Origin of the sequence: Tenacibaculum sp. MAR_2009_124 (assembly GCF_900105455.1) — a bacterium.
GTDB lineage: Bacteria > Bacteroidota > Bacteroidia > Flavobacteriales > Flavobacteriaceae > Polaribacter.
Map to the genome: position 1 here is coordinate 906,209 of NZ_FNSF01000001.1, position 21,977 is coordinate 928,185.

Annotated in this window: 18 protein-coding genes and 1 other RNA gene; 10 read left to right on the forward strand and 9 right to left on the reverse strand. The window is 31.1% G+C overall.

All coding sequences use genetic code 11. The features are described 5' to 3' along the window. Positions 1 to 307 precede the first annotated feature (307 nt). The gene (locus tag BLW23_RS03150; protein WP_093667778.1) at positions 308 to 1,729 is read left to right on the forward strand and encodes a CCA tRNA nucleotidyltransferase; all 1,422 of its coding nucleotides are present in this window, start codon (positions 308 to 310) and stop codon (positions 1,727 to 1,729) included. On the opposite strand, the gene BLW23_RS03155 is transcribed toward BLW23_RS03150, so the two are convergent. The 5 genes from BLW23_RS03155 to BLW23_RS03175 form a co-directional block, all read right to left on the reverse strand. Further along, positions 1,726 to 2,664 carry a glycosyl transferase family 90 gene (locus BLW23_RS03155; RefSeq protein ID WP_093667779.1) on the reverse strand — a complete coding sequence of 313 codons (939 nt, stop codon included), beginning with the start codon at positions 2,662 to 2,664 and terminating at the stop codon, positions 1,726 to 1,728. The genes BLW23_RS03150 and BLW23_RS03155 overlap by 4 nt on opposite strands. Further along, the gene (locus tag BLW23_RS03160) at positions 2,664 to 4,496 is read right to left on the reverse strand and encodes an ABC transporter ATP-binding protein (protein ID WP_093667780.1); all 1,833 of its coding nucleotides are present in this window, start codon (positions 4,494 to 4,496) and stop codon (positions 2,664 to 2,666) included. Before BLW23_RS03160 ends, BLW23_RS03155 begins: the two co-directional genes overlap by 1 nt. Beyond that, entirely contained in the window at positions 4,483 to 6,189 is a 1,707-nt protein-coding gene (locus BLW23_RS03165) for a phospho-sugar mutase (RefSeq protein WP_093667781.1), read from the reverse strand. The genes BLW23_RS03160 and BLW23_RS03165 overlap by 14 nt, the downstream gene beginning before the upstream one ends. Before the next feature lie 33 nt (positions 6,190 to 6,222). Beyond that, entirely contained in the window at positions 6,223 to 7,179 is a 957-nt protein-coding gene (locus tag BLW23_RS03170) for a glycosyltransferase family 2 protein (RefSeq protein ID WP_093667782.1), read from the reverse strand. Between the two features lie 75 nt (positions 7,180 to 7,254). Continuing rightward, the gene (locus BLW23_RS03175) at positions 7,255 to 7,773 is read right to left on the reverse strand and encodes a DUF4199 domain-containing protein (protein ID WP_093667783.1); all 519 of its coding nucleotides are present in this window, start codon (positions 7,771 to 7,773) and stop codon (positions 7,255 to 7,257) included. A 176-nt stretch (positions 7,774 to 7,949) separates the two neighbouring features. On the opposite strand from BLW23_RS03175, the gene ffs reads away from it, so the two are divergent. Then, an RNA gene (ffs, locus tag BLW23_RS03180) (signal recognition particle sRNA small type) lies at positions 7,950 to 8,048 on the forward strand. Between the two features lie 25 nt (positions 8,049 to 8,073). Here ffs and BLW23_RS03185 read toward each other — a convergent pair. Further along, on the reverse strand, positions 8,074 to 8,985 hold the full coding sequence (locus tag BLW23_RS03185) for a tyrosine recombinase (RefSeq protein ID WP_093667784.1): 912 nt from the start codon (positions 8,983 to 8,985) through the stop codon (positions 8,074 to 8,076). Between the two features lie 89 nt (positions 8,986 to 9,074). Here BLW23_RS03185 and BLW23_RS03190 point away from each other — a divergent pair, with 89 nt between their 5' ends. From BLW23_RS03190 to BLW23_RS03205, 4 genes are all read left to right on the forward strand, one after another. Then, complete coding sequence (locus BLW23_RS03190; protein ID WP_176829738.1) at positions 9,075 to 9,602, forward strand: DUF3575 domain-containing protein; 528 nt, start codon at positions 9,075 to 9,077, stop codon at positions 9,600 to 9,602. 282 nt (positions 9,603 to 9,884) lie between these two features. Then, positions 9,885 to 10,397 carry a hypothetical protein gene (locus BLW23_RS03195; protein ID WP_093667786.1) on the forward strand — a complete coding sequence of 171 codons (513 nt, stop codon included), beginning with the start codon at positions 9,885 to 9,887 and terminating at the stop codon, positions 10,395 to 10,397. Between the two features lie 233 nt (positions 10,398 to 10,630). Beyond that, a complete protein-coding gene (locus tag BLW23_RS03200) occupies positions 10,631 to 11,140 on the forward strand; it encodes a hypothetical protein (RefSeq protein WP_093667787.1) in 510 nt (169 codons plus the stop codon). A gap of 89 nt (positions 11,141 to 11,229) precedes the next feature. Beyond that, positions 11,230 to 11,850, forward strand: coding sequence for a porin family protein (locus BLW23_RS03205; protein WP_093667788.1), 621 nt, complete (start codon positions 11,230 to 11,232; stop codon positions 11,848 to 11,850). Positions 11,851 to 11,908: 58 nt separating this feature from the next. On the opposite strand, the gene BLW23_RS03210 is transcribed toward BLW23_RS03205, so the two are convergent. From BLW23_RS03210 to BLW23_RS03220, 3 genes are all read right to left on the reverse strand, one after another. Next, positions 11,909 to 12,592: a response regulator gene (locus tag BLW23_RS03210; RefSeq protein WP_093667789.1), complete on the reverse strand. Its 684-nt coding sequence runs from the start codon at positions 12,590 to 12,592 to the stop codon at positions 11,909 to 11,911. Beyond that, on the reverse strand, positions 12,582 to 14,588 hold the full coding sequence (locus tag BLW23_RS03215) for a tetratricopeptide repeat-containing sensor histidine kinase (protein ID WP_093667790.1): 2,007 nt from the start codon (positions 14,586 to 14,588) through the stop codon (positions 12,582 to 12,584). The genes BLW23_RS03210 and BLW23_RS03215 overlap by 11 nt, the downstream gene beginning before the upstream one ends. Positions 14,589 to 14,652: 64 nt before the next feature. Further along, positions 14,653 to 14,841 (reverse strand): hypothetical protein, encoded by a 189-nt coding sequence (locus BLW23_RS03220; RefSeq protein WP_093667791.1) that lies wholly within the window; start codon positions 14,839 to 14,841, stop codon positions 14,653 to 14,655. Positions 14,842 to 16,575: 1,734 nt separating this feature from the next. Between BLW23_RS03220 and BLW23_RS03225 the strand changes: the two genes are divergently transcribed. From BLW23_RS03225 to BLW23_RS03240, 4 genes are all read left to right on the forward strand, one after another. Continuing rightward, positions 16,576 to 18,096, forward strand: a complete 1,521-nt coding sequence (locus BLW23_RS03225) for a PhoX family protein (protein WP_093667792.1) — start codon at positions 16,576 to 16,578, stop codon at positions 18,094 to 18,096. Between the two features lie 5 nt (positions 18,097 to 18,101). Next, the gene (locus BLW23_RS03230; protein ID WP_093667793.1) at positions 18,102 to 19,880 is read left to right on the forward strand and encodes a cytochrome-c peroxidase; all 1,779 of its coding nucleotides are present in this window, start codon (positions 18,102 to 18,104) and stop codon (positions 19,878 to 19,880) included. Positions 19,881 to 20,009: 129 nt separating this feature from the next. Next, positions 20,010 to 20,741 carry a DUF6503 family protein gene (locus tag BLW23_RS03235; protein WP_093667794.1) on the forward strand — a complete coding sequence of 244 codons (732 nt, stop codon included), beginning with the start codon at positions 20,010 to 20,012 and terminating at the stop codon, positions 20,739 to 20,741. A 37-nt stretch (positions 20,742 to 20,778) separates the two neighbouring features. Continuing rightward, a complete protein-coding gene (locus tag BLW23_RS03240) occupies positions 20,779 to 21,912 on the forward strand; it encodes a helix-turn-helix domain-containing protein (protein WP_093667795.1) in 1,134 nt (377 codons plus the stop codon). Positions 21,913 to 21,977 lie beyond the last annotated feature (65 nt).

Genomic DNA, 21,977 nt, shown 5'->3' on the forward strand with positions numbered 1-21,977 from the left:
AACATATTGATAATAAGATGGTTATCATCAATTAGTATAATAGAAATACTCCCTTAAATAATGGTAGATTATGTATTCATTAGCAACGTTTTCAATTTTTGAATGCAAAAATATACTTTTAAAGTAATTACTCCGTGTTTTTATGTTTCTTTTTACTTTAAAAAATCTAGTAAAACTTTTTCGGAATTTACGTCATCTATTGTAATTAATGTAGATTATGTGGTAGATTTGCATTGAGATAGAATAGAAGAAAATTCATCAACTATATATAAAATAGAAGATGAAAATGTGATTAGAGAATAAAATTATGCCAGACCACTATTTTAAAGAAGCTTTAGAAAAAGAAATATTTAAATATATAAATCAAGCAACGGAAGAATTACAACTAGAAAGTTATGTAATTGGAGGTTTCGTTCGAGATTTTGTTTTAAAAAGAGGAAATGCAAAAGATATTGATGTTGTAGCTGTGGGGAGTGGTATAGCATTAGCAGAAAAGGTTGCTGAAATTTTGCCTAATAAGCCCAAAGTTCAAATTTTTAAAACTTATGGTACCGCCATGTTACGTTTTAAAGAGGTGGAAATTGAGTTTGTTGGAGCAAGAAAGGAATCATATTCAGAAGATAGTAGAAATCCAAAGGTCTCAAGCGGAAGCTTACAAGATGATCAAAATAGAAGGGACTTTACAATTAATGCATTGGCATTAAGTTTAAAAACTGAAAATTTTGGGTTGTTGTTAGATCCATTTAATGGAATTCTTGATTTAGAGAATAAATTGATTAAAACACCATTAAATCCTGATATTACCTATTCAGATGATCCATTACGAATGTTGAGAGCTATTCGATTTGCTTCTCAGTTAAACTTTCAAATTGAAGAAGAATCATTAAAAGCAATTAAAAGAAACGCTTCTCGTATTGATATTATTACAAAAGAGAGAATTGTAGTAGAATTAAATAAAATTTTAGAATCTCCAAAACCTTCTGTTGGTTTTTTACATTTAGAAAAAACAGGATTATTGGATAGAATAATTCCTGAATTGACTGCGTTGAAAGGAGTAGAAGAGGTAGAGGGACAAAAGCATAAAGATAATTTTTATCACACGTTAGAAGTTGTAGATAACATATCGAGAAATACTGAAGATGTTTGGCTTCGTTGGGCGGCTCTTTTACATGACATAGGTAAAGCTCCAACGAAGAAATATAATAAGAAGCAAGGATGGACGTTCCATTCACATGAATTTGTAGGTTCTAAAATGGTGTATAAGTTATTCAAAAGATTACGTATGCCATTGAATAATAAAATGAAATTCGTTCAGAAAATGGTATTACTAAGCTCTCGTCCCATAGTATTGGCCTCGGAAGTTACTGATTCAGCAGTCCGACGATTAATTTTTGATACGGGAGATGATGTTGAGAGTTTGATGACGCTTTGTGAAGCCGATATTACTACAAAAAATTCAAAGAAATTCAAAAGATATCATAAGAATTTCGAAATCGTTAGGTATAAAATTAAAGAAGTTGAAGAAAGAGACAGAGTGCGTAATTTTCAACCACCAATTACAGGAGAGGAAATAATGGAAACCTTTAGTTTAAAACCTTGTAGAGAAATTGGTCAGATAAAAGAAGCCATTAAAGAAGCTATTTTAGAAGGGACTATTCCTAACGAATATGAAGCTTCTTATGAATTTATGATAAAAAAAGGAGAAGAACTAGGTCTAAAAAGAGTTTAGTTCTGATTTGTTTGTTTAAAGAATTGATTTAAAACCTTTATAGAAATCTCTTTTTCAACGCTACGATTACGGAATTGATGGGTCCATCGATGAGCATTTTTAATAATTGTTAATGCTTCATTTTGATTTTCAAGATAATAAGCTCTCTTTTCTAAAAGATTGGAATAGTCGTCTTCGATTAAAACATAATGATAATCTGGTATTAATTTTCCTTCCATATACCATGTTTCAAATTGAGGTTTAGGCATAAAGCAAAGAGAGTTTGAGGACATTATCCATTTCAAATTTGTAGCAACATCGACTCCTTCAATAGATAAAACAAATTTAGAAGCCAATTGCTCTTTAATTGATAAGAAACGTTTTTTCCAGTTAGGGTTATCCCATTTAACATGACTTACATCACCAATATCACAAAAAGGGTGATTATAGAACATGTCAACCAAAAGCCGTCTATTTTCTTTGTGTATGGTTCCTCTCCAAACTATTTTGTCATTTTTTTCTAAAAAAGTTCTGTCGTCATCAATAAAATAGAAATGTCGTAAAGAATCAAGCTTCATTAAAACTGAATTTCCATTATGATTTATGGGTCTGCTTTTAACTAGAGTTGGAGCATTAAAGTTTTGAGTTATATCACCGAAAGCGAAATTAATTTTCTTATTTATTTCGAAGTACTTGGCTACTTTCATCGAATCGAAAAAATACATTGTTCCTTTTTTGGGAATCTTGAAATTAGCTATACTGATCCATTTTTTATCTGGATTGACGTTTATATTAGGAGAAACATAGTATTTTATTCGATCGTCAATTTCCTTACTGTTTCTAGTCAACCATTTTTTTAAATGTATCTGATAGAAAACTTTAGGAGTTGCGTAAATCAAGATATGTTTTAAATAATAATAAAATTTTTGCCTTTTTAATGCTTTAATAAATTTCATTATTCTAAACTTTGCATGGTTACTAGTTTATGATATTCTCCCTTAGTTTTCAAGAGTTCTTCATGCTTTCCTTGCTCAATTATTTTACCCTTTCTCATAACAACAATTAAATCTGCATTTTGAATAGTCGATAATCTATGCGCAATAACCAATGATGTTCTATTTTTCATCATGTTTTCTAAAGCGTCTTGTACTAATTTCTCTGATTCAGTATCCAATGCTGATGTAGCCTCATCCAATATCATGATAGGAGGACTTTTCAATACAGCTCGGGCAATGGCAACACGCTGTTGTTGTCCACCTGATAGGGAGCCTCCTCTATCGCCTACATAAGTATTGTATTTATGATCTAAGTCTTTCAAAAATTCATGGGCATTGGCAACCTCCGCTGCATTTTGGATATCTTCAATTTGAGCATCAGGATTACTCAATGCAATGTTATTGGATGCAGTATCATTGAATAGCGTAGGGCTTTGGGTAACAACTCCCATTAAGCTTCGAAGTGATTTTTTGGTCACATCTTTGATATTATGACCATCGATATATATTCCACCTTCGTTAACGTCATAAAAACGCGTAATTAAGTTAGATAAGGTAGATTTACCACTTCCAGATTGTCCCACTAAAGCAACCGTTTTTCCCTTCGGAATTTTTAGAGAAAAATTTTCTAGGACATAATTTTCTCCATATTTAAACGAAATATCTTTAAACTCGATTTCGCTATTGAAATCTTTTAGTTCAATACTATCTTTTTTATCTTCAAGATTATTTTTAGTATCTAGTATCTCAAAAATACGTTGGGCAGCGGCATTACCAATTTTAATATTATTATTGGCTTTAGCCATTGCTTTTGCTGGAGTTAATACATTATAAGCCATAAGTATAAATCCAGTAAAAGTACTACCAACCATCGTTTTATCGATTAATACCATTTTACCACCATACCAAAGTAAAGCTGCTATAGTAGCAATACCTAAAAATTCACTCATAGGACTGGCTAATGCTTCTCTAGTACTCATTTTATTTGAGAGTGTTCTAACTTCTTCCGATTGATCTGAAAAACGTTTAGAGAAAAGACCTTCTCCATTAAATGCTTTGATAATTTTTAACCCAGAAATACTTTCTTCAATAATACCTAATAGACCACCACTTTTTTCAAAGATTTCTGATGACTGTTGTTTAATTCGCTTACTAATTATTGATATAACAAAACCAGCTACAGGAATAAAGGTGAAAATAAAAATAGATAATTGCCAACTCGATTTTATCATTACTATTAAAGAAAAAATGATATTAACAGGTTCACGAATGAAGGTAATCACTAGGTTTAAATAGGTTTCATTAATAATAGCAACATCTCCTGTAGCTCTGTTAATAATATCTCCTTTTTTTTGTTCAGAAAAGAAAGGAAGGGGCAAACTAATTATTTTGTCGTACATAGTACTTCGCAAATCTTTTAAAACACTATTTTTTAGAAATATCATGGTCAGTTGACCTAAGTAACTAAATATGTTTTTTAAAAGAAAAACGGTAACAACAGCGAAAACAACATAGAGCAAAGTTCTCTCAGCTCCAAAGGTTTCATTGGTATACGTTACCCAATAATTAAGGAGGTCTCCCAAATATTCTTTATTTAAGGACTCATAAAAACCTTTAAACACTGGTTTTTCATATATTTTTTCTGTTTCGCCAAAAAGTATATTTAAAGTTGGCATCAATACAACAAAGGAAAGTGTTGTAAATAATGCGTACAGGATATTTAAGGAAATACTTAAAATCCATAGTTTTTTATATGGGGCCGCGAATTTGAAAAAACGCTTAAAATAATTCATTAATTATTCGTTGTATTTTAGAATCAAGTTGTTCTTCTACAGTACTCGCATTGTCAATTGAATCCAGTGAAGTATTTGTACTTATATAAAATTTAATTTTTGGTTCAGTTCCACTTGGTCTAGCAGCTACTTTTGTTCCATTTTCTGTTTCATATATTAATACATTCGATTTAGGTATATCAATTTTAATTTCTTCTCCAGTAAGTAGATCTTTTTGTATTGAAGTGTTATAATCGTATAAAAATTTTACCGTTTCGCCATCAATAGTTGATAAGGGATTGTTTCTTAAATCACTCATCATTTGTTGAATTTGAGTAGCACCATCCATTCCTTTTTTTACTAGTGAAACAAGATGCTCTTTATAGAAATTATGACGAGTATATAAGTTTAGTAACTCTTTGTAAAAAGAGCTCCCTTTAGATTTTGCATCAGCCGCAATTTCACAAGCAAGTAGGGCAGAGGTTACTGCATCTTTGTCTCTAACGAAATCACCTACCATATACCCAAAACTTTCTTCACCTCCTCCTATGAAATCTAGCTCAGGGAAGTCTTTGATCATTTTGGCAATCCATTTAAAGCCTGTCAATCCTACTTTAGTTTCAACTCCGTAACTATCGGCTATTTCATTAACCAAATTGGTTGATACGATAGTCGAACCAATAAATTGTTTTCCGTTTAATTTGTCATTCTTCTTCCAGTCATTGATGAGGAAATCTGTCATTAAACTCATCGTTTGATTACCATTTAACAATTTCATATTTCCTTCCATATCACGAACAGCGATTCCAATTCTATCAGAATCTGGATCAGTTCCTAAAACAATATCGGCATTGGTCGCATTTGCTAAATCTACGGCCATTTTTAAGGCTTCTGGTTCTTCTGGATTCGGAGATTTAACAGTTGGAAAACTACCATCTGGCTCAGCTTGTTCTTCAACAATGTGAACGTTTGTGTACCCTGCTCTTTTTAAAACTTCAGGAATTAGTGTAATAGAAGTTCCATGAAGAGAAGTAAATACAATTTTTAAATCTTTTCTACCGTCAACATTAAAAGCACCATTTTTTATAGAGGCTTTCCAAAAAGCTTCGTCTACTTCTTGTCCAATTACGGTTACTAGCTCTTCTTTAGCATTGAAGTTTATATTCGAATACTCTAAACTATTCACTTCACTAATAATCCCTTTATCTTGCGGTGGTACTATTTGTCCTCCATCACTCCAGTATACTTTGTATCCATTATATTCTGGTGGATTGTGAGAAGCTGTCAGAACAATACCAACATCACACTTTAAATAGTTTACGGCAAAAGATAGCTCAGGAGTAGGTCTTAAGTCTTCAAAAAGAACTACTTTAATATTGTTTGCAGATAAAACATCTGCAACAACTTTAGAAAGCCATTTACTATCATGTCTACAATCGTAACCAATCGCAACTTTTAATTCTTTACCTGGTTTCTCTTTAATCAGATAATTACAAAGACCTTGGGTAGCTTTACCAATAGTGTACTTATTAATTCGATTTGTACCAGAGCCAACGATACCTCGCATTCCGCCAGTTCCGAACTCTAAATCTTTATAAAATCTATCGGAAATATCTTCAGATTGAGAATCTATTAATTGTTGAATCTCTTTTTTCGTTTCAGCATCGAAAGAGTCTGAAAGCCATTGATTTGCTTTTACTAGTATTTCTTCCATAAGGTCAAATAAAAAGTTAACAAAAATACAACTTTATAAATTCAGTTGTTCTTTTATTTTATAATGTTTTTGATGTGTATTACTTTTAATAATTAGCTCACCTAAAAAACCAGCTAAAAATAACAGTGTTCCTAAAATCATTGATGTGAGTGCAATATAAAACCACGGATTATTGGTAACAAGAATTGTTTTTACGTGATTTGCTACTCGATATAATTTCATAGCTCCGATAAAGAATGCAGAGAAGAAACCAAAAATAAACATTAAAGTTCCCCATAAACCAAAGAAGTGCATAGGTCTTCTACCAAATTTACTTAAAAAAGAAATGGTGATTAAATCCAAAAAACCATTAATAAACCGATCCATCCCAAATTTGGTAACTCCATATTTACGTGCTTGGTGTTGAACCACTTTCTCACCTATTTCATTAAAACCTTCGTTTTTGGCCAGAACCGGGATATATCGATGCATTTCACCACTCACTTTTACAGTTTTAACAACTTCGTTTTTATAGGCTTTTAAACCACAATTGAAATCATTTAATTCTAGACCAGAAGTTTTTCTAGCAGCCCAATTAAACAATTTGGAAGGAATATTTTTAGTTACTACATTATCAAATCTTTTCTTTTTCCATCCTGAAACTAAGTCGAAATTATCTTTTTGAATCATTTCGTATAAACCTGGTATCTCATCCGGACTATCTTGTAAATCGGCATCCATAGTAATTACTACATCACCTTTTGCCATATTGAATCCAGCATCTAATGCCTGAGATTTTCCATAATTTTTTTGAAAACGAATTCCTTTAACTTCAGTATTCTTTTCAGACAATTCTTTTATAATCTTCCAAGAGTTATCATTACTACCGTCATCAATAAAAATAACTTCGTAAATAAAGTGATTGGATTGCATAACTTTTGCAATCCAATCATATAATTCTTGTAATGATTCTTCTTCGTTAAGAAGTGGTATTACTACCGATATATTCATGTACGGATTTCTTAAATCTATAAAAGCCAAATTTACTAGTCTTTTAAAGATTATACAACCTTTTTAATAAACTAATTAGTATTCAATTTCTTCCGTTTTTTTCATGATTGCTCCAGCAATTGCTGAAACAACGAACCCCATAAAAGCAAAAAACAATAAGCCCATTGCAATCCCTAAAAAAGGACTTTGATTTTTTTGACTTTCTAAGTTTTCTTCTATTACGTCCTCAGAAATCCCCCAATTTTCCATCGTGGTTCGGGCAACTTCTAATTTTTGTTCAATTAATTCAGGAGCGATTACATTTTCCAGGATGTATTGAAACCCTAAAGCCAATACTCCCCATATTAATGCAATTCCAACACCAATTTTAACCGCTTGTCCCCAGCTTATATAACCATTGTTTTCGGTTTTAAACTTTCGAATGCCTAAAACTAGTAGTGTTAAAGGAACAACTGAGCCTATTATAGAAAGGGCTATTCCTGGATCTGCTGCTTTTCCGATAGCATACAATACTAATGCTAGTAAAATACTTATTCCTCCAGTATATAAACCATAGTTTAAAATAATACTCTTACTGTTTGCTTGTTTTTCCATTGTGTGAAATTAGTTAGTGATACAAATATATTTTTTTGGTGATACTTTTCCTAATTCATTGTTTTTTTAAAAAAAAGTATGACAACAATGTGTTAGTATTCAAAAGCTTAAAAATGTTACAATAATTTTCTGTAAATTTTATTGTTTTTTATTGAAAAAAGACTGTACATTTGCAGCGGCAAGTCCTACACAACTAGCTCCCTTTGAATCCCCCAGGGCGGGAACGCAGCAAGGGTATTAGGTTGTAGCAGTGTGATGTAGGTAGCTTGCCTTTTTTTATGCAATAAAGTTACCTAAAACCTACAATTCTTTATGATCTCCTCTAGGATGGAAGGTATCAACTGTTTTCTTTAAATCTTTTTTATCTAAATGAACGTAAATTTCAGTAGTTGTAATACTTTCATGACCTAATAGTTCTTGAATTGCTCTTAAGTCTGCTCCATGTTGTAGTAAATAAGTAGCAAAAGAATGGCGAAGGGTATGGGGACCTAATTTTTTATTTAGATTTATTTTTACAGCTAAATTCTTCAGGATAATGAAAATCATTTGGCGTGTTAATCTTTTTCCTCGTCTGTTTAAAAAAATAGTATCTTCATCTTCTTTTACAGGTATTGTTTTCGATCGTATTTCGTGAATATACAAATCCAATCTTTTAATGGTTGTATGATGTATTGGTACAAAACGATGTTTGTTTCCTTTTCCTAAAATTCTAATGAAACCTTCATCAAAAAAGAGATCGGATAGTTGTAAGTTAATTAGTTCGCTCACACGCAGGCCGCAACTGTAAATGGTTTCAATAATCGTTTTATTTCTTTCTCCTTGAGGATGGCTTAAGTCTATTGCTCCAATTAAAGCGTCTATTTCATCTTTAGAAAGTGTGTCTGGTAGTTTTTTTGATACGTTAGGACTTTCAATAAGATCCATAGGGTTGTCTTTGCGATAATCTTCAAAAACTAAATAATCAAAAAAGTTTCTCAGTCCAGATATTAATCGAGCTTGACTTCTAGAGGAGATAATTTTGCTTTGTTCATATATGAACTCCTTAATAACTTCTGAGTTAATGGCTGTGGGTGTATGTTTTTCTTCAAGATTTTCTAGATGTTTTAAAAGCTTATTGAGATCTCTTTTGTAGCTATTTATGGAGTTTTCAGCTAGTCCTCGTTCTATTTTTGTAAAAATTGCAAAATCGTATAAAACTTGTTCCCAGTTCATTAAGTGCAGTGTGTTAAAAAAAGTATAAATAGGAGTTTTTTATGTCGAAAAAAAAATTACTTTCGCCGCTCAAATATAAAAATTTTAAAATGAAAAAATTATTTATGATTGCTATGATTGCAGTAGGATTTACTGCTTATGCTCAAAAAAATGTTGTGAAAGCAAATCCATTAGGATTGGCGTTTGGCGTAGCTGATTTATCTTATGAAAGAGTTATTGGAGACAATACTTCTTTTGAGGTAGGTTTATCTTATGCTGGAGCGGAAGTTACTTCGAACAACGAAGTAATAAGTACAAGTGCTATTGGAGGAGAAGGAAAGTTTAAATTTTATTTTTCTTCTGAAGAAAATGCACCTAGAGGTTGGTATGCGGCACCGTTCGTAAATTATTCAACTTCATCTGCTAAGAGTAGCGAAGGACAAGATGTTGGATTTTCTACTTTTTCGGGTGGAGCTTTAGCTGGATATCAATGGGTATTTGGTGGTGATGATTCAGGTTTTGCTTTAGATTTAAACTTTGGAGCTCAATATGTTTCAGCTTCAGCAACGGGTGGAACTACTGTAAGTATTGACGGATTTTTACCAAGATTAGGTGTGTCTTTAGGTTACGCTTGGTAATAAAAAAAGAAATAAACTATATTGATGAAAGGAGATTCGAAAGAATCTCCTTTTTGTTTTACTGATTGTAATGTGATTTAGGAAACGTTGACTAATTCTTATGATTAATATGGTATGTTTATAGATGTACCTTCACTAAAGCTTGAAGTAATAAAATGAATTATTTTTATTAAAACTATTGTATGCTTATTCTTTTTTATTGGATTAAGATTATATTAACATATTGTGTTAGGAATATTGATTTTTATATCTAAATTTGTTGAAAATTAAATTTAAAAAATCATGAAAAAATTTTTAGTTGCAGCAATAATGTTATTTGGACTAGCTGTAAACGCACAAGAAGGAGAATTAAACGTTGGAGGTACTATTGGATTACCTGTAGGTGATGCAAGTGACGCTTTTGATGTTACTGGTTCAATTGAAGCAAACTACTTATTTAGTGTTTCTGAAAAGTTTAAGGTAGGACCTTCTGTTTCTTATGTACACTTTAATGGTGAAGGAGCGGATGTTGCCTTTTTACCTTTAGCCGCAGCAGCACGTTACAGTGTTAGTGATAAGTTTATCGTTGGAGCGGATTTAGGTTATGGTATTGGTGTTAGACCTGAAGGAAACGATGGAGGGTTTTATTACCGTCCAATGGTTGGGTATAAAGTAACCGATAAAATAACTCTACATGCTAATTATTCAGCTGTTAACGTGAGTCAATCTGTTGATTTAGGTGTTTTCGGGAGTGTTAGCGCTAGTGCTACCTATGGTACATTTGGTATTGGTGGAACATATTCGTTTTCACTTTAAAAATAAGTAGAAAAAATAATGAAGAGCAGGACATTTTTGTCCTGCTTTTTTTATTTTATAAATGTAAATCACTATCAATTAAATACATATCTTTTTATAGGGATTCGCAATTTTTTTAAGTTAAAAAAGACTTAAAAAACAGGTGGTTTTTTCTTGGTTTTTTAACATGTTAAAGTATTATAGATTTCTCAATTAAATATACATTTGCGGCTCAAAAATGTAAATTAAATATTATGAAAAAATTATTAGTAGCGGCTATGATGGTTTTCGGACTAGCTGCAAACGCGCAGGAAACTACTTCAAGTCAAACTGCTCAGGGGAAATTCGTAATCGAAGCAAATACTGGTTCTGCTACAACAGGAAGTACTGCTTTTTCATTTAGTTCTCAGGATGGATACACAGCATGGTCTATTGGTGCAGAGGGTGGTTACTTTGTAATTGATGATTTAGCTGTTAAAGCTGGTTTAGGATTTGCTTCTAATGATAATCCATTTGAAAGTGATCAATTTACTTATAAAATAGGTGCTGAGTACTATATTCTTGGAAACATTCCTGTAGGAGTTGATTTCACAGGAACTTCTGTTACGGGAGGAAGTGTTAACTGGATTGGATTACAAGGTGGTTATGCTTATTTCTTAGGTGAGAATGTTAGTATTAAGCCAGCTGTAAGATATAACATAGGATTAGAAGATGGTCAAAAAGGACAATTCCAAGGATTAATTGGATTCGCTTTATACTTCTAAGAAGGAAACACATTTTTTATATGATAAAACGGGAGTTATTTTTTAATAATTCCCGTTTTTAATTTTAACAATATTTAAAATAAATAGAGATGAAAAAGTTATTATTTGCTGTATTTATGATTTTGGGATTGACTGTAAATGCACAGAATATTGAATTTGGAGCGAAAGCTGGATTAAGCTTGTCAAATTTAAGTGTTGAAAATTCTTTTGGTGCGCAATCTTTTGATTCATCAACAAATTTTCATTTTGGAGGTGTTGTAGAGTTTAAGTTATCAGAAAAATTCTCAATTCAACCTGAACTGTTATTTTCTCGACAAGGAAATGTTGTTATACTTAAGGGAGGTAATGGTATTGCTATAACTGATTTTGAAGAAACAACACGTCTTGATTATTTAAACATTCCAGTAATGGTTAAGTATTATTTCATTAAAAACTTTAGTGTAGAAGTTGGTCCTCAAATAGGTGTTTTGTTATCAGCTAAATCGATTCTTGAAGACAAATCTGTTACGGGAAACGGAGATGAAAAAAACGATATCAAAGAATATATTGAAAGTTTAGACTATGGTGTTAATTTCGGAGTAGGTTATAAATTAGATAACGGAATAAACTTTGGTTTACGTTATAATTTAGGGTTATCCGATATTGTAATTAGTGAAAACAACACTTTGAAAAATAGAGCTTTTCAAATTTCGTTAGGATACAATTTCTAAAGGAAATAGAAACTATATAATTAACGGAAGCTATTTCACAATAGCTCCCGTTTTTGTTTTATAAGAATCCTTTATCTCTTGCAACTAAAATTAATTCACGATCGTCGTTACTATCTACTTCAAATATTTTAGCCAAGTGTCGCTTTCTTTTTTGAATTCCAGCAAAGGACAAGGGAATAACTTCAGGTAATTTTTTCATTCGGTTACCGATTGAAAGTTCATATAATATTTTTCTATCAATATCATCTAAAATATATTCGTTAGATACTTGGGTGCGAATCATTTTCATAACCGTTTTACTGTAATAAGGAGGTGTTGTTAATACTTCTTCAATGGCAGTAACAAGTTCTTTCGGAGTGATGTCGTTTTTTACCAAGAATCCATCTGGATTAATTCTTCTGATAATATTATGAACTCGGTAGTTATCGTTAAAGGTTGTAGAAACAATAATTTTTGATTCAGGTAAAACTTGATTAATTTTAAGTCCTAAATCTTCACCTGATAATATTTTTCCATCACTAGAAGGAGGGAGCCTCATGTCGAGAAAAATAATATCAATATTTTGTTTTGTTTCAGCATAATGATGAATGATTTGTTGAGCATCATCGCAGTTATGCTTTACATGAATGTCAAATGAATAGGGGTTGTTTTGACTTTCTAAAAATTTGAAGGCGCTTTTATAGGCTTCTGAGATTAACGGATGATCATCAATAATTAAAGCAGTTAATTGTCTATTGTCCATCTTTTTTGATGCAGGGGGTGTTAATTTGTAGGGTGGTACCTACGTTAATTTCTGACTTTATTTTAATGCTTCCTTTTAATTTTTCAATTCTAGATTTTATATTTTTTATTCCAATTCCTCTTTTGCCTTTTTTAGTATCAAAACCAACTCCATCATCTTTAATTTTAAGAACAAGTTGGTCATTTTTGATTTCAAAATGCAGACTTACATGGGTAGCTTTTGCATGTTTAATTATATTCTGTAAAGCTTCTTGTATGATTCTGTATATATTAGCTTTGGTCACTTCATCTATTTGCTTCCATGAAATAGCCTGAGAAAAATGAATACTGTGGGTAAATGTACCAATAATACTTTTATCTTCTAATAATTGTTTAATAATAGACGTAAAATTAATATCTGTATTATTGAAATTGTCACTCAGTTTGTGAGAAACATCTCTAATTTCTTTCTCAATATCTTGCAATTCATCTAATAAACTTTGATGCTTTTCCAACGTTTCGTCATTGCCTTCTAAAGGTAAAAAACCTAAGCCAAAGCGGGTACCGAATAATTTCCCTAAAATACCATCATGTAACTCTTCTGAAATTCGATTACGTTCTTTAATACGCTCTTCTTCAACTCTGGCTTGTTGTTGTAAGGTCAATACATACACTTCTTCATTGGCTTTTTGGTGTTCAGCCTCAATACGAAGTTTTTCGTTGTTTACTTTTTGTACACGTAAAAAGTATAATAAACTCAAAATAAGTAAGCCACCAATACTAGAAACAAGTATCCAAATACGTTGCTGCGTTAAACGCTCGGTTTCTTCAATATATTCATCGGTTTCAAACTCAATACGAGTAAATTTATTACGCATACGACGCTCGGCACTTACCAAGCTGTCATTAAATTCAATATAGCGATCTAAATACTTTTTAGAGTTTTGCGGATCTAGGTTAGCTAGTTGTTTTAAAGTAGTGAGATAATCTACACCATTTTTAATTTCTTTGGCTAGAGAATTGGCTTCTTCAGCCAGTCGAAAGGCTTTTAAAGAGTCTTTTTTAAATAAATAGAAGTCTGAAAGATGTTTTTTACTGTATACAATGCCTGCTTTATTATTCAACGTTTCTCGAATTCTAAGTGCTTTTTCGAAATCTTTAAAAATCCCGATTGTATCCAGCATCTTAAGCTTACAGTATGCACGATTATGAATAATTCTAGCAAATTGATCTTTTCTTAAGTTTTTGTTTTTTAGTTCTTGGTTATAGAAAATAAGAGCTTTTTGAAATTCTTTTTTTTCAAAGTATGCATTTGCGATATTATTGTAAATCTCAATGTAACTTTCTTTTTTGATATTTTTTGGAATATTTTGGTAATATTCTATTGCCTTATTGTAACAGACGATAGCTTTATCGTATTCCTTAATATCCCGTTGAAGGATCCCAAGATGATTATGTAACTTGTATAAGTTCAAATTGTCGTTAAGCTTTTTAAAAATTTTAGTAGCTCTGATATTTAAAAGCTCACTTCCGGCAAAATCTTTATAATAACCTTTAATTTGAGCCATACCGTAAAGCATTATGCCTGCATTTCGTGTTTTATTAATTTTTTCGAAATGTATATAAGCCTTATTGAAATGAATATAGGCTTCAAGAAAGTTGGATTGTTTTTTATAATAAGAAGAATAATTCCAATGTAAGTAACCATATAAATAATCACTTTGTAATTTATTGGTTAGAACTTCTGCTTTTTTATTTACCTCTAAGAATTGAATAGAATCTTTGAGTTGGTAATATCTATAGGCAATTTCGATAAGCCGATCCGCTTTAATAGAGTCTTTTTTAATTGTGTTTAGGTATAAACATGCCTTATTAAGTTCATGTTTTCGAAAATCAATTTTTTTCTTAATGTCTTTAGCTTGCTCAATATGTTGGTTAACTTTTTGTAGAGGGGTTTGACAATATATTTGACAAATAAAAACACAAAACAAGTATAAAGTAAGAAGAAATCTATCCATGATTTACAAATAAAAAAAAAGTCTTTGGATTGACCAAAGACTTTTAGTGAATCTATTGATGTTGTTAACCTCTATCTGTATCACCATCACCATCACCATCACCAGTATCCATTGGCATGGTATTTGGAAGTTTAGAGTTAACGTTCTCTTTTTTTAGTTTATCGTGTAATTTAAGATCTTCAGTAAGATCAGTACAAGAGGTTGTAAACACGATTAAAAATAACATAACAAAAATAGTTTTTAGAGTTTTCATAACTTAATAATTTTAAATAGTTGACAATAGTTTTCCTGGCCGCGTATAAGCAGCATCAGAACATCGAATGATTTTCGATCAATTTTATTCGCCAAATTTGAATTAGCGATATAGGCATACACCCCATAGCAATGGGTGTGTTAGTAGAATTTTACGGGCAGGTTTCGCCCAACAACATTGAAGACAATTTTACTACTAAGGCCTATTGAGTTCAACAGACTTCAGGAAATTCTACATTGTCATAAATTTAGGAAGCGTTTGAAATTTTGGTTGAACGCTAGTTGATCTTAACCCTAAAATAGTGGGTTAATAGATTACGGTGTACGTAATTTTAGTAAGCGTTCCTTATGGATGAGTAAACGTCCTTTTTCATTTAGTAAGTGCAATTTTAAACTTTTCATAGTATTCTAATTTTTTCATATACTCTAATATACTGATAAATTACGATATTTACAAATTTTCCACCGATTTTAACATTTAAACTATATATTGTTGCTTGTTTAGCGCTAAAACCTGATTTTAATTCAATAAAAAAGGCATCTTTATGAAGATGCCTTGGGAAATATCAATATACTATGAGCAGTTTACCGCCTCATACGTAATGGTTTCCAAAAAGCATCCTTTTTTAACGTGTTCTCCGAGATCATTGTTATTACAAACTTACTTCCAAATTTTCCTCGTAAATGCATGTTTTTAGTTTTTAATTATTATTTATTTGATTTTATTTGATGGGGCAAAGATGAATACTTTTTTTCAATCTACCAAATTTTAAATCGAGCTAAGTATTTGTTTTTCAATTGTTTGCGGTTGTTTTGAAGATAGCGGATACCTGTCCAGATTCTCTCTAGATATTAGTTGAGTTGCAACTTGTTTGAAGTCAGTAGTTTATTTCTTAAACTCAATTATTTCGTATGTTTTTAAATTTTCATCATTTAATTAAAAAAATATCAAAAAAAAAGCGTCCAAATTATTATGGACGCTTGTTGTATTTAAATTTTTAGTCTTTTCACCTATTATAATTATACACATTACGTCGCTTCTTATACTCCAGAACTCCTTCTAAAGTACAAAATGGCCAAATACTTCTTTGGTCATTATAAGTGATATGTGATTTCATTTTTGTCATTATTTGGCGAAGATATTGTTTTTGTTAAATATAAACGAACATTTTTCTAAATATCGGTAAAAATTAACATTTTGGGGTAAAAAGTAAGTCATTGACTTACTAAAAGTAAGTCATTGACTTACTAAAAGTAAGTCATTGACTTACCACTTTTAAAAATAAGCCCAATATCTTTGCCCTGTACAAAAACGGTACATATAATATTGGCTAAACAATGAAAGTATAATACAAGGAGCCGTCGGGGAAAATTATTATGAAAAAGTGTTTTAAGAATCGGAAACGTCCTCATTGTTTATTATTTGTTGCGAGTTATTTTAACTGCAGTGTATTACAAACGATTCTTTAAACAAATTTTTATTGCCTATGAATGAAGGGGTAAAAAAAACGTCAACTCGACGTTTTTTTTCTTTTATATGAATAGGTATTAGATAACAAATAAAAAATATAACAATGATAGGAGTAGTATTCGAAACTTTATTTAGATTGGTTCTAGTTATTTATAATTTAATAAACTAGTTAACTTTTAACTTAAGTGAATTTAATCTTCTCGTAAGACTAAGATAATTTCATTAGCGTTGATTTGCGTCGTAAAGAATAACAAAAACAACACAATGAAAAAAATTAACGTAAGCAAGCTAAGCTTGTTGTCATTATCATTAGTAGTATCGACATTTATTGGATGTCAAGATGGAATTAACGGAAAAGACGGGGTAGATGGAACGGATGGTTCTAACGGAACCGATGGATCTAACGGATCGGATGCTTCTTTGTATTTAACAGCATCAAAAACACCAAATTTCTTAAAGGTGACTGGTGAATTTTCTCATTTAAAAATAAAACCAATTTTATCATCAGAAGATGTAATTCCGAATACGCCTGATTTTGTATATGGATCAATGGCTGATGGAGCTGGTTTATTAGCTGAAGCTGATGGAACTTTTACATTTATTAATAATATTGAGGCCGATTACTCAATAGCCAGAATTAAATTGAATGATAAATTAAGACCTGTATCTGGTGAATACATTTTAAATGCTGCAGCCACTGCAAATACAGCACAATGCTCAGGATCATTAATTACTCCTGAAGAACATGGATTTGGACCTTTGTATTTATCAGGAGGTGAATGGGGAGGATCTTCTAAAGGTGTTTTCGCTACTGAAACGAATAAAAATGCTTCAGAGGCTGGTACAGCAAGAATGTTAACTTCATTAGGACAATGGTCAACAGAAAATGCTGTGGCACTAGGAAAAGATGCATATGCAGATAAAACAGTGGTTTTTATTGGTGATGATAACAGTAATAACAGCGTGCCTTCAGGACAATTAGGGATGTATGTTGGTGATAGAGGTGATTTAGAAGGAGGTAAACTATATGGTTTAAAAGTTACTTCGGCTGGTATTAATTATGAAATGGACATGACTGAAGGTACTACATATGATGCTGAGTTTGTAGAGTTAACAGAAAAAGAAATTACTGCCTTAGATACGGAATGTAAAACCAAAGGTGTAATGGGATTCTCAAGATTAGAAGATATTGATTGGAGAAGAGGATCAGCAGCAAATAATAGAGAGTTATATATGGCCGTGACGGGAAGAAACAAACCTGGACTTGTAGGGAAAGGAACTCTTTATGGACGTATTTATAAAGTAGTTTTAAATGAAAACGATCCAACAGGAGCAGCAAAGATTACGTGTTTATTAGATGGAGATAAATTGGATGGTATTGCAAAAGATTTTCATAGTCCTGATAATATTTTGATAACTGAAAACTATGCGTACGTTCAAGAAGATCCAAACGGATACTTTGATACAGCCGATAAAACGCATTGGGCTCGTTTATATCAGTATAATTTAAACACAGGTGATCTTAAAGTTGTATTAGAGTGTAATCAAGAAGATGCAGCTTCTAAAGGATACGGGAATACTACGAAAGCATGGGAAATTACTGGTATGATTGATGTAACCGATGTTGTTAACGACGGTAAAAATACGTTTATGGTTATTACTCAAAATCATGGATGGGATCCAGCTGATGGAACTGCATTTACTGATCCGAATGCAAATGCAGATGTTGCTAATAGTAGAAAAGAAGGTTCTGTTTTACATATAATTACAGGACTAGATAGATAGTATTTATGAGGTATATATATTATAAGGCGAAGACATACATTTTTGTATGTCTTTCGCTTTTAGCCATAGGATGTGGTCAGAAAGATAAAAAGTACGACGTGGTCGATACTTTTGAAAAAGAGATTTCTATAGTTTATGAGAAACAACTAGAAGCTTCAGCGAGCTATTTGGATAGTTTAAATGCGACTATGGAAATTGAGAAAAAAAGAGACTTTTATGCTAAAGCTCGCAAGAACTTTAAGCTTTTAGAACCTGTTTTAGCACATACAGATAAGAATAATTATAAATCGTTAAACGCACCGAATATTCTTATTGTAAAAGGGGAAGAAAGTTTAGATTTAAAGGTAATGAATCCGATTGGATTTCAAGTAATTGAAGAGACACTTTACGAAGATACCTTAGATACATTAGCTTTAAAGAATTTGGTAAATGTTACAAGTGCTCGTTTAAAGTTAATAAAGAATAATTTACATCTTCAATTAAAAGAGTATCATATTATTTGGTTATTGAGAGAGCAGATAACTCGTATTGCAACGACTGGAATTACAGGTTTCGATTCTCCTGTTTTGAATCAATCATTGTTAGAATCGAGTTATACATACGAAACCTTAAAGGAGATTGTAAAATTGAATAGGAGTAAATTTTCTTCAAAAGATATGTACGCTAAGGTTATTAAAAGCTTTGAGATGGCTCAGTTCGCTTTGAAAACCGATTTTAATGCGTTTGATCGCTTCGATTTTATCCAGAATCATACAGACCCTCAATTGAAGTTATTATTAGAAGTTCAAGAAGATTGGAAGGTTCAATTTCCGTTTGAATTAGGATTGAGTAATAATATGCACACACTATTTTCGGAATCTACCTTAAATAAAGGCTATTTCTCAGACAAGCAGAATGATACGGTTAAAATAATAGAGAAGGAGGCTCTTGGAAAGGCATTGTTTAATGATGTTTCGTTATCAAAAAATTATAATATGTCCTGTGCTAGCTGTCATATTAAAGATTTGGCATTTACCGACGGAAAGAGAGTATTTGATAAAAACCAAACACGTAATACGCCAACATTAACCTATTCGGCCTATCAAAAAGGTTTTTTTATGGATTCAAGAGCTGGAAGTTTGGAAGGTCAAGTGGTTGGTGTGGTAAAAAATCATAATGAGTTTAATACTTCTATGGATTCAGTTATAGCTAGAGTGTTTCAGAATAATGATTATAAAAAGAGTTTGGAAACGTTATACGGTAACAAAAGAGTTTCTTATAATATTAGACATGCAATAGCTTCGTATATTAAAAGTTTAAATGCGTTTAGTTCAAAATTTGATAAGAACATAAGAGGAGAAGAAAATACATTAACGCAAAATGAGAAAAAAGGATTTAATCTTTTCATGGGAAAAGCACTCTGTGCAACGTGTCATTTTGCTCCAGTATTTAATGGTACCGTCCCACCAAATTACTTAGATACCGAAATGGAAGCTATTGGAACACCGAATCTAGCACAAAATGGTCTGAGTGAAGATTTAGGACGATATGATGTATTTAAAACAGAAGCACGAAAACATTTCTTTAAAACACCAACGATTAGAAATATTGGTAAAACTTCACCTTACATGCATAACGGTGTTTTTAAAACACTGGAAGAGGTGGTCGATTTTTATAGTAAAGGAGGTGGTGTTGGTTTAGGTTTTGATTTACCTAATCAAACGCTACCATTTGATAATTTAGAGTTAACCGATCAGGAAATAAAAGAACTTGTTTCCTTTATGGAAACCTTAACCGATGAATAGAAGCTGCTTATAAAGCAGCTTTTTTATTAACAGAATTTTATCATACATAAGGCAATACTTTCTCGTAATTTTGTTTTTATATATTGAACTCGTTTAAACGAGTTCATTGACTATATCAAACAAATAATTATGCAATATTTTAAATATCTCTTCGTTTTTCTAGCGTTTCTTGCATGTAAACCTGAATACACAGCTCAAGAAATTGTTGATGCGTCTATTAAAAATTCAGGTCTGAATGTTTTAGATAATTCTGAATTAACATTTAAGTTCAGAAATAACAGCTACAGTGCTCATAGAAATAATGGAGATTATAACTATACTAGGATTGCAAAATCAGATAGCACCGTAACGAAGGATGTTCTATCAAATAAAGGATTCAGAAGATTTATAAACGGAGAAGAAGTTGAGTTAACTGAAAAACGAGTTAATCAATTGAGTAATTCTGTAAATTCAGTTCATTATTTTTCAGTATTACCCTACGGCTTGAATGATAAAGCAGTTATAAAAAAACTATTAGGTAGTACTTCAATCAAAGGAATTGACTATTACAAAATTGAAGTTACCTTTAATAAAGTGGGAGGAGGAGACGACTTTGATGATGTTTTTCTATATTGGTTCAATAAGGAAACACTTCTATTAGAATACATTGCTTACAAATATCATACAAGCGGCGGAGGAATTCGTTTTAGAGATATGAAAAAAGAACATGGTGTGAACGGAACGAGATTCTTGGATTATCAAAATCTTAAACCAAAAAGTATTGATATAGATTTCTATGCAATAGATAAATTATATGAAGAAGGTAGTTTGTTAAAAGTTTCTGACATTGAATTAGAGAACATTCAATTGAGACAAAATTAGATATTCAAAAATCGTATTACTTTTAAGAAAACCCCCTATGTTTTTTAAATTCGGAATATTTATTGCTATTTTCTTAGTAATCTTGCTCATTTTAAAAAGAAATAAAACAAATTCAGATAGAATACTTGGATATTGGCTATGTTTAATGGCTGTCCATTTATTTTTTTTCTATTTAAGAGATAGTGAATTAATGGTAGAAATGCCTTATTTAATAGGTGTTGATTTTGTTTTTCCGATACTCCAAAGTGTCTTTTTGTATTTTTATGCTAGAAGTATTACAGGAAATGGTTTATCAATAAAAAAAACACTTGTACACTTAATACCTACTTTTATTCTGTTAATTACATCAATACCATTTTTTATGCTAGATGATGAAACCAAGATTGATATTGTCATTAGGCGTACAAATCATGATTACGATTGGTATGATTATTTAAGTACAATTTTTGTAATAATATCGGGTTTTGCTTATTGCGTAACAACCTTGTTTTTAATAGAAGAGCATAAAAAAAATATACTTCATAGATTTTCAAATACGGATAATAAAGAATTAATCTGGTTAAAAAACTTAACAATAGGCTTGTTAATTATATGGTTGTCTGTATTTATAACGGATAATCCGGCTATTATTTTTTCTTTAGTGGTGTTATTTGTTCTATTTATTGGTTTTTTTGGAATCAATCAAACGTCTATTTTCTCTTCGCAACCTATAAATAAAGAAGAATTAAATATTTCTTCACAGAATACTTCCGATAATATAGTTGATGCAAGTGTTAGTGAAATTACCATTAGTAATGTAAAAAGGCAATATGTAAAGTCGGGATTAACAACTCAAATGTCAAATGGTATATACAAATTACTGAGGTCAAAAATGCAAATGGAAAAGCTTTTTCTAAATAATGAATTAACCTTAACAGAATTAGCAAAAAAATTAGAGGTAAAATCAAACCATTTGTCGCAAGTTATCAATGAAAGAGAAAATAAAAATTTTTACAATTATATAAACACTTTACGTGTAAATGAGTTTTTACAAATTCATAAGGCTCCAGAAAACAAAAACCTTACTATTCTAGCAATTGCCTTAAACTGTGGGTTTAAATCTAAATCTACATTTAACAAACATTTTAAGTTAATTACTGGTAAAACTCCAAAGGATTATATTAATTCGTAACTATTTGATTTTAAACGGTTAAAAAGAGGTTCGAACGGATAAGTTCGAACCTTTTTTGAATACTA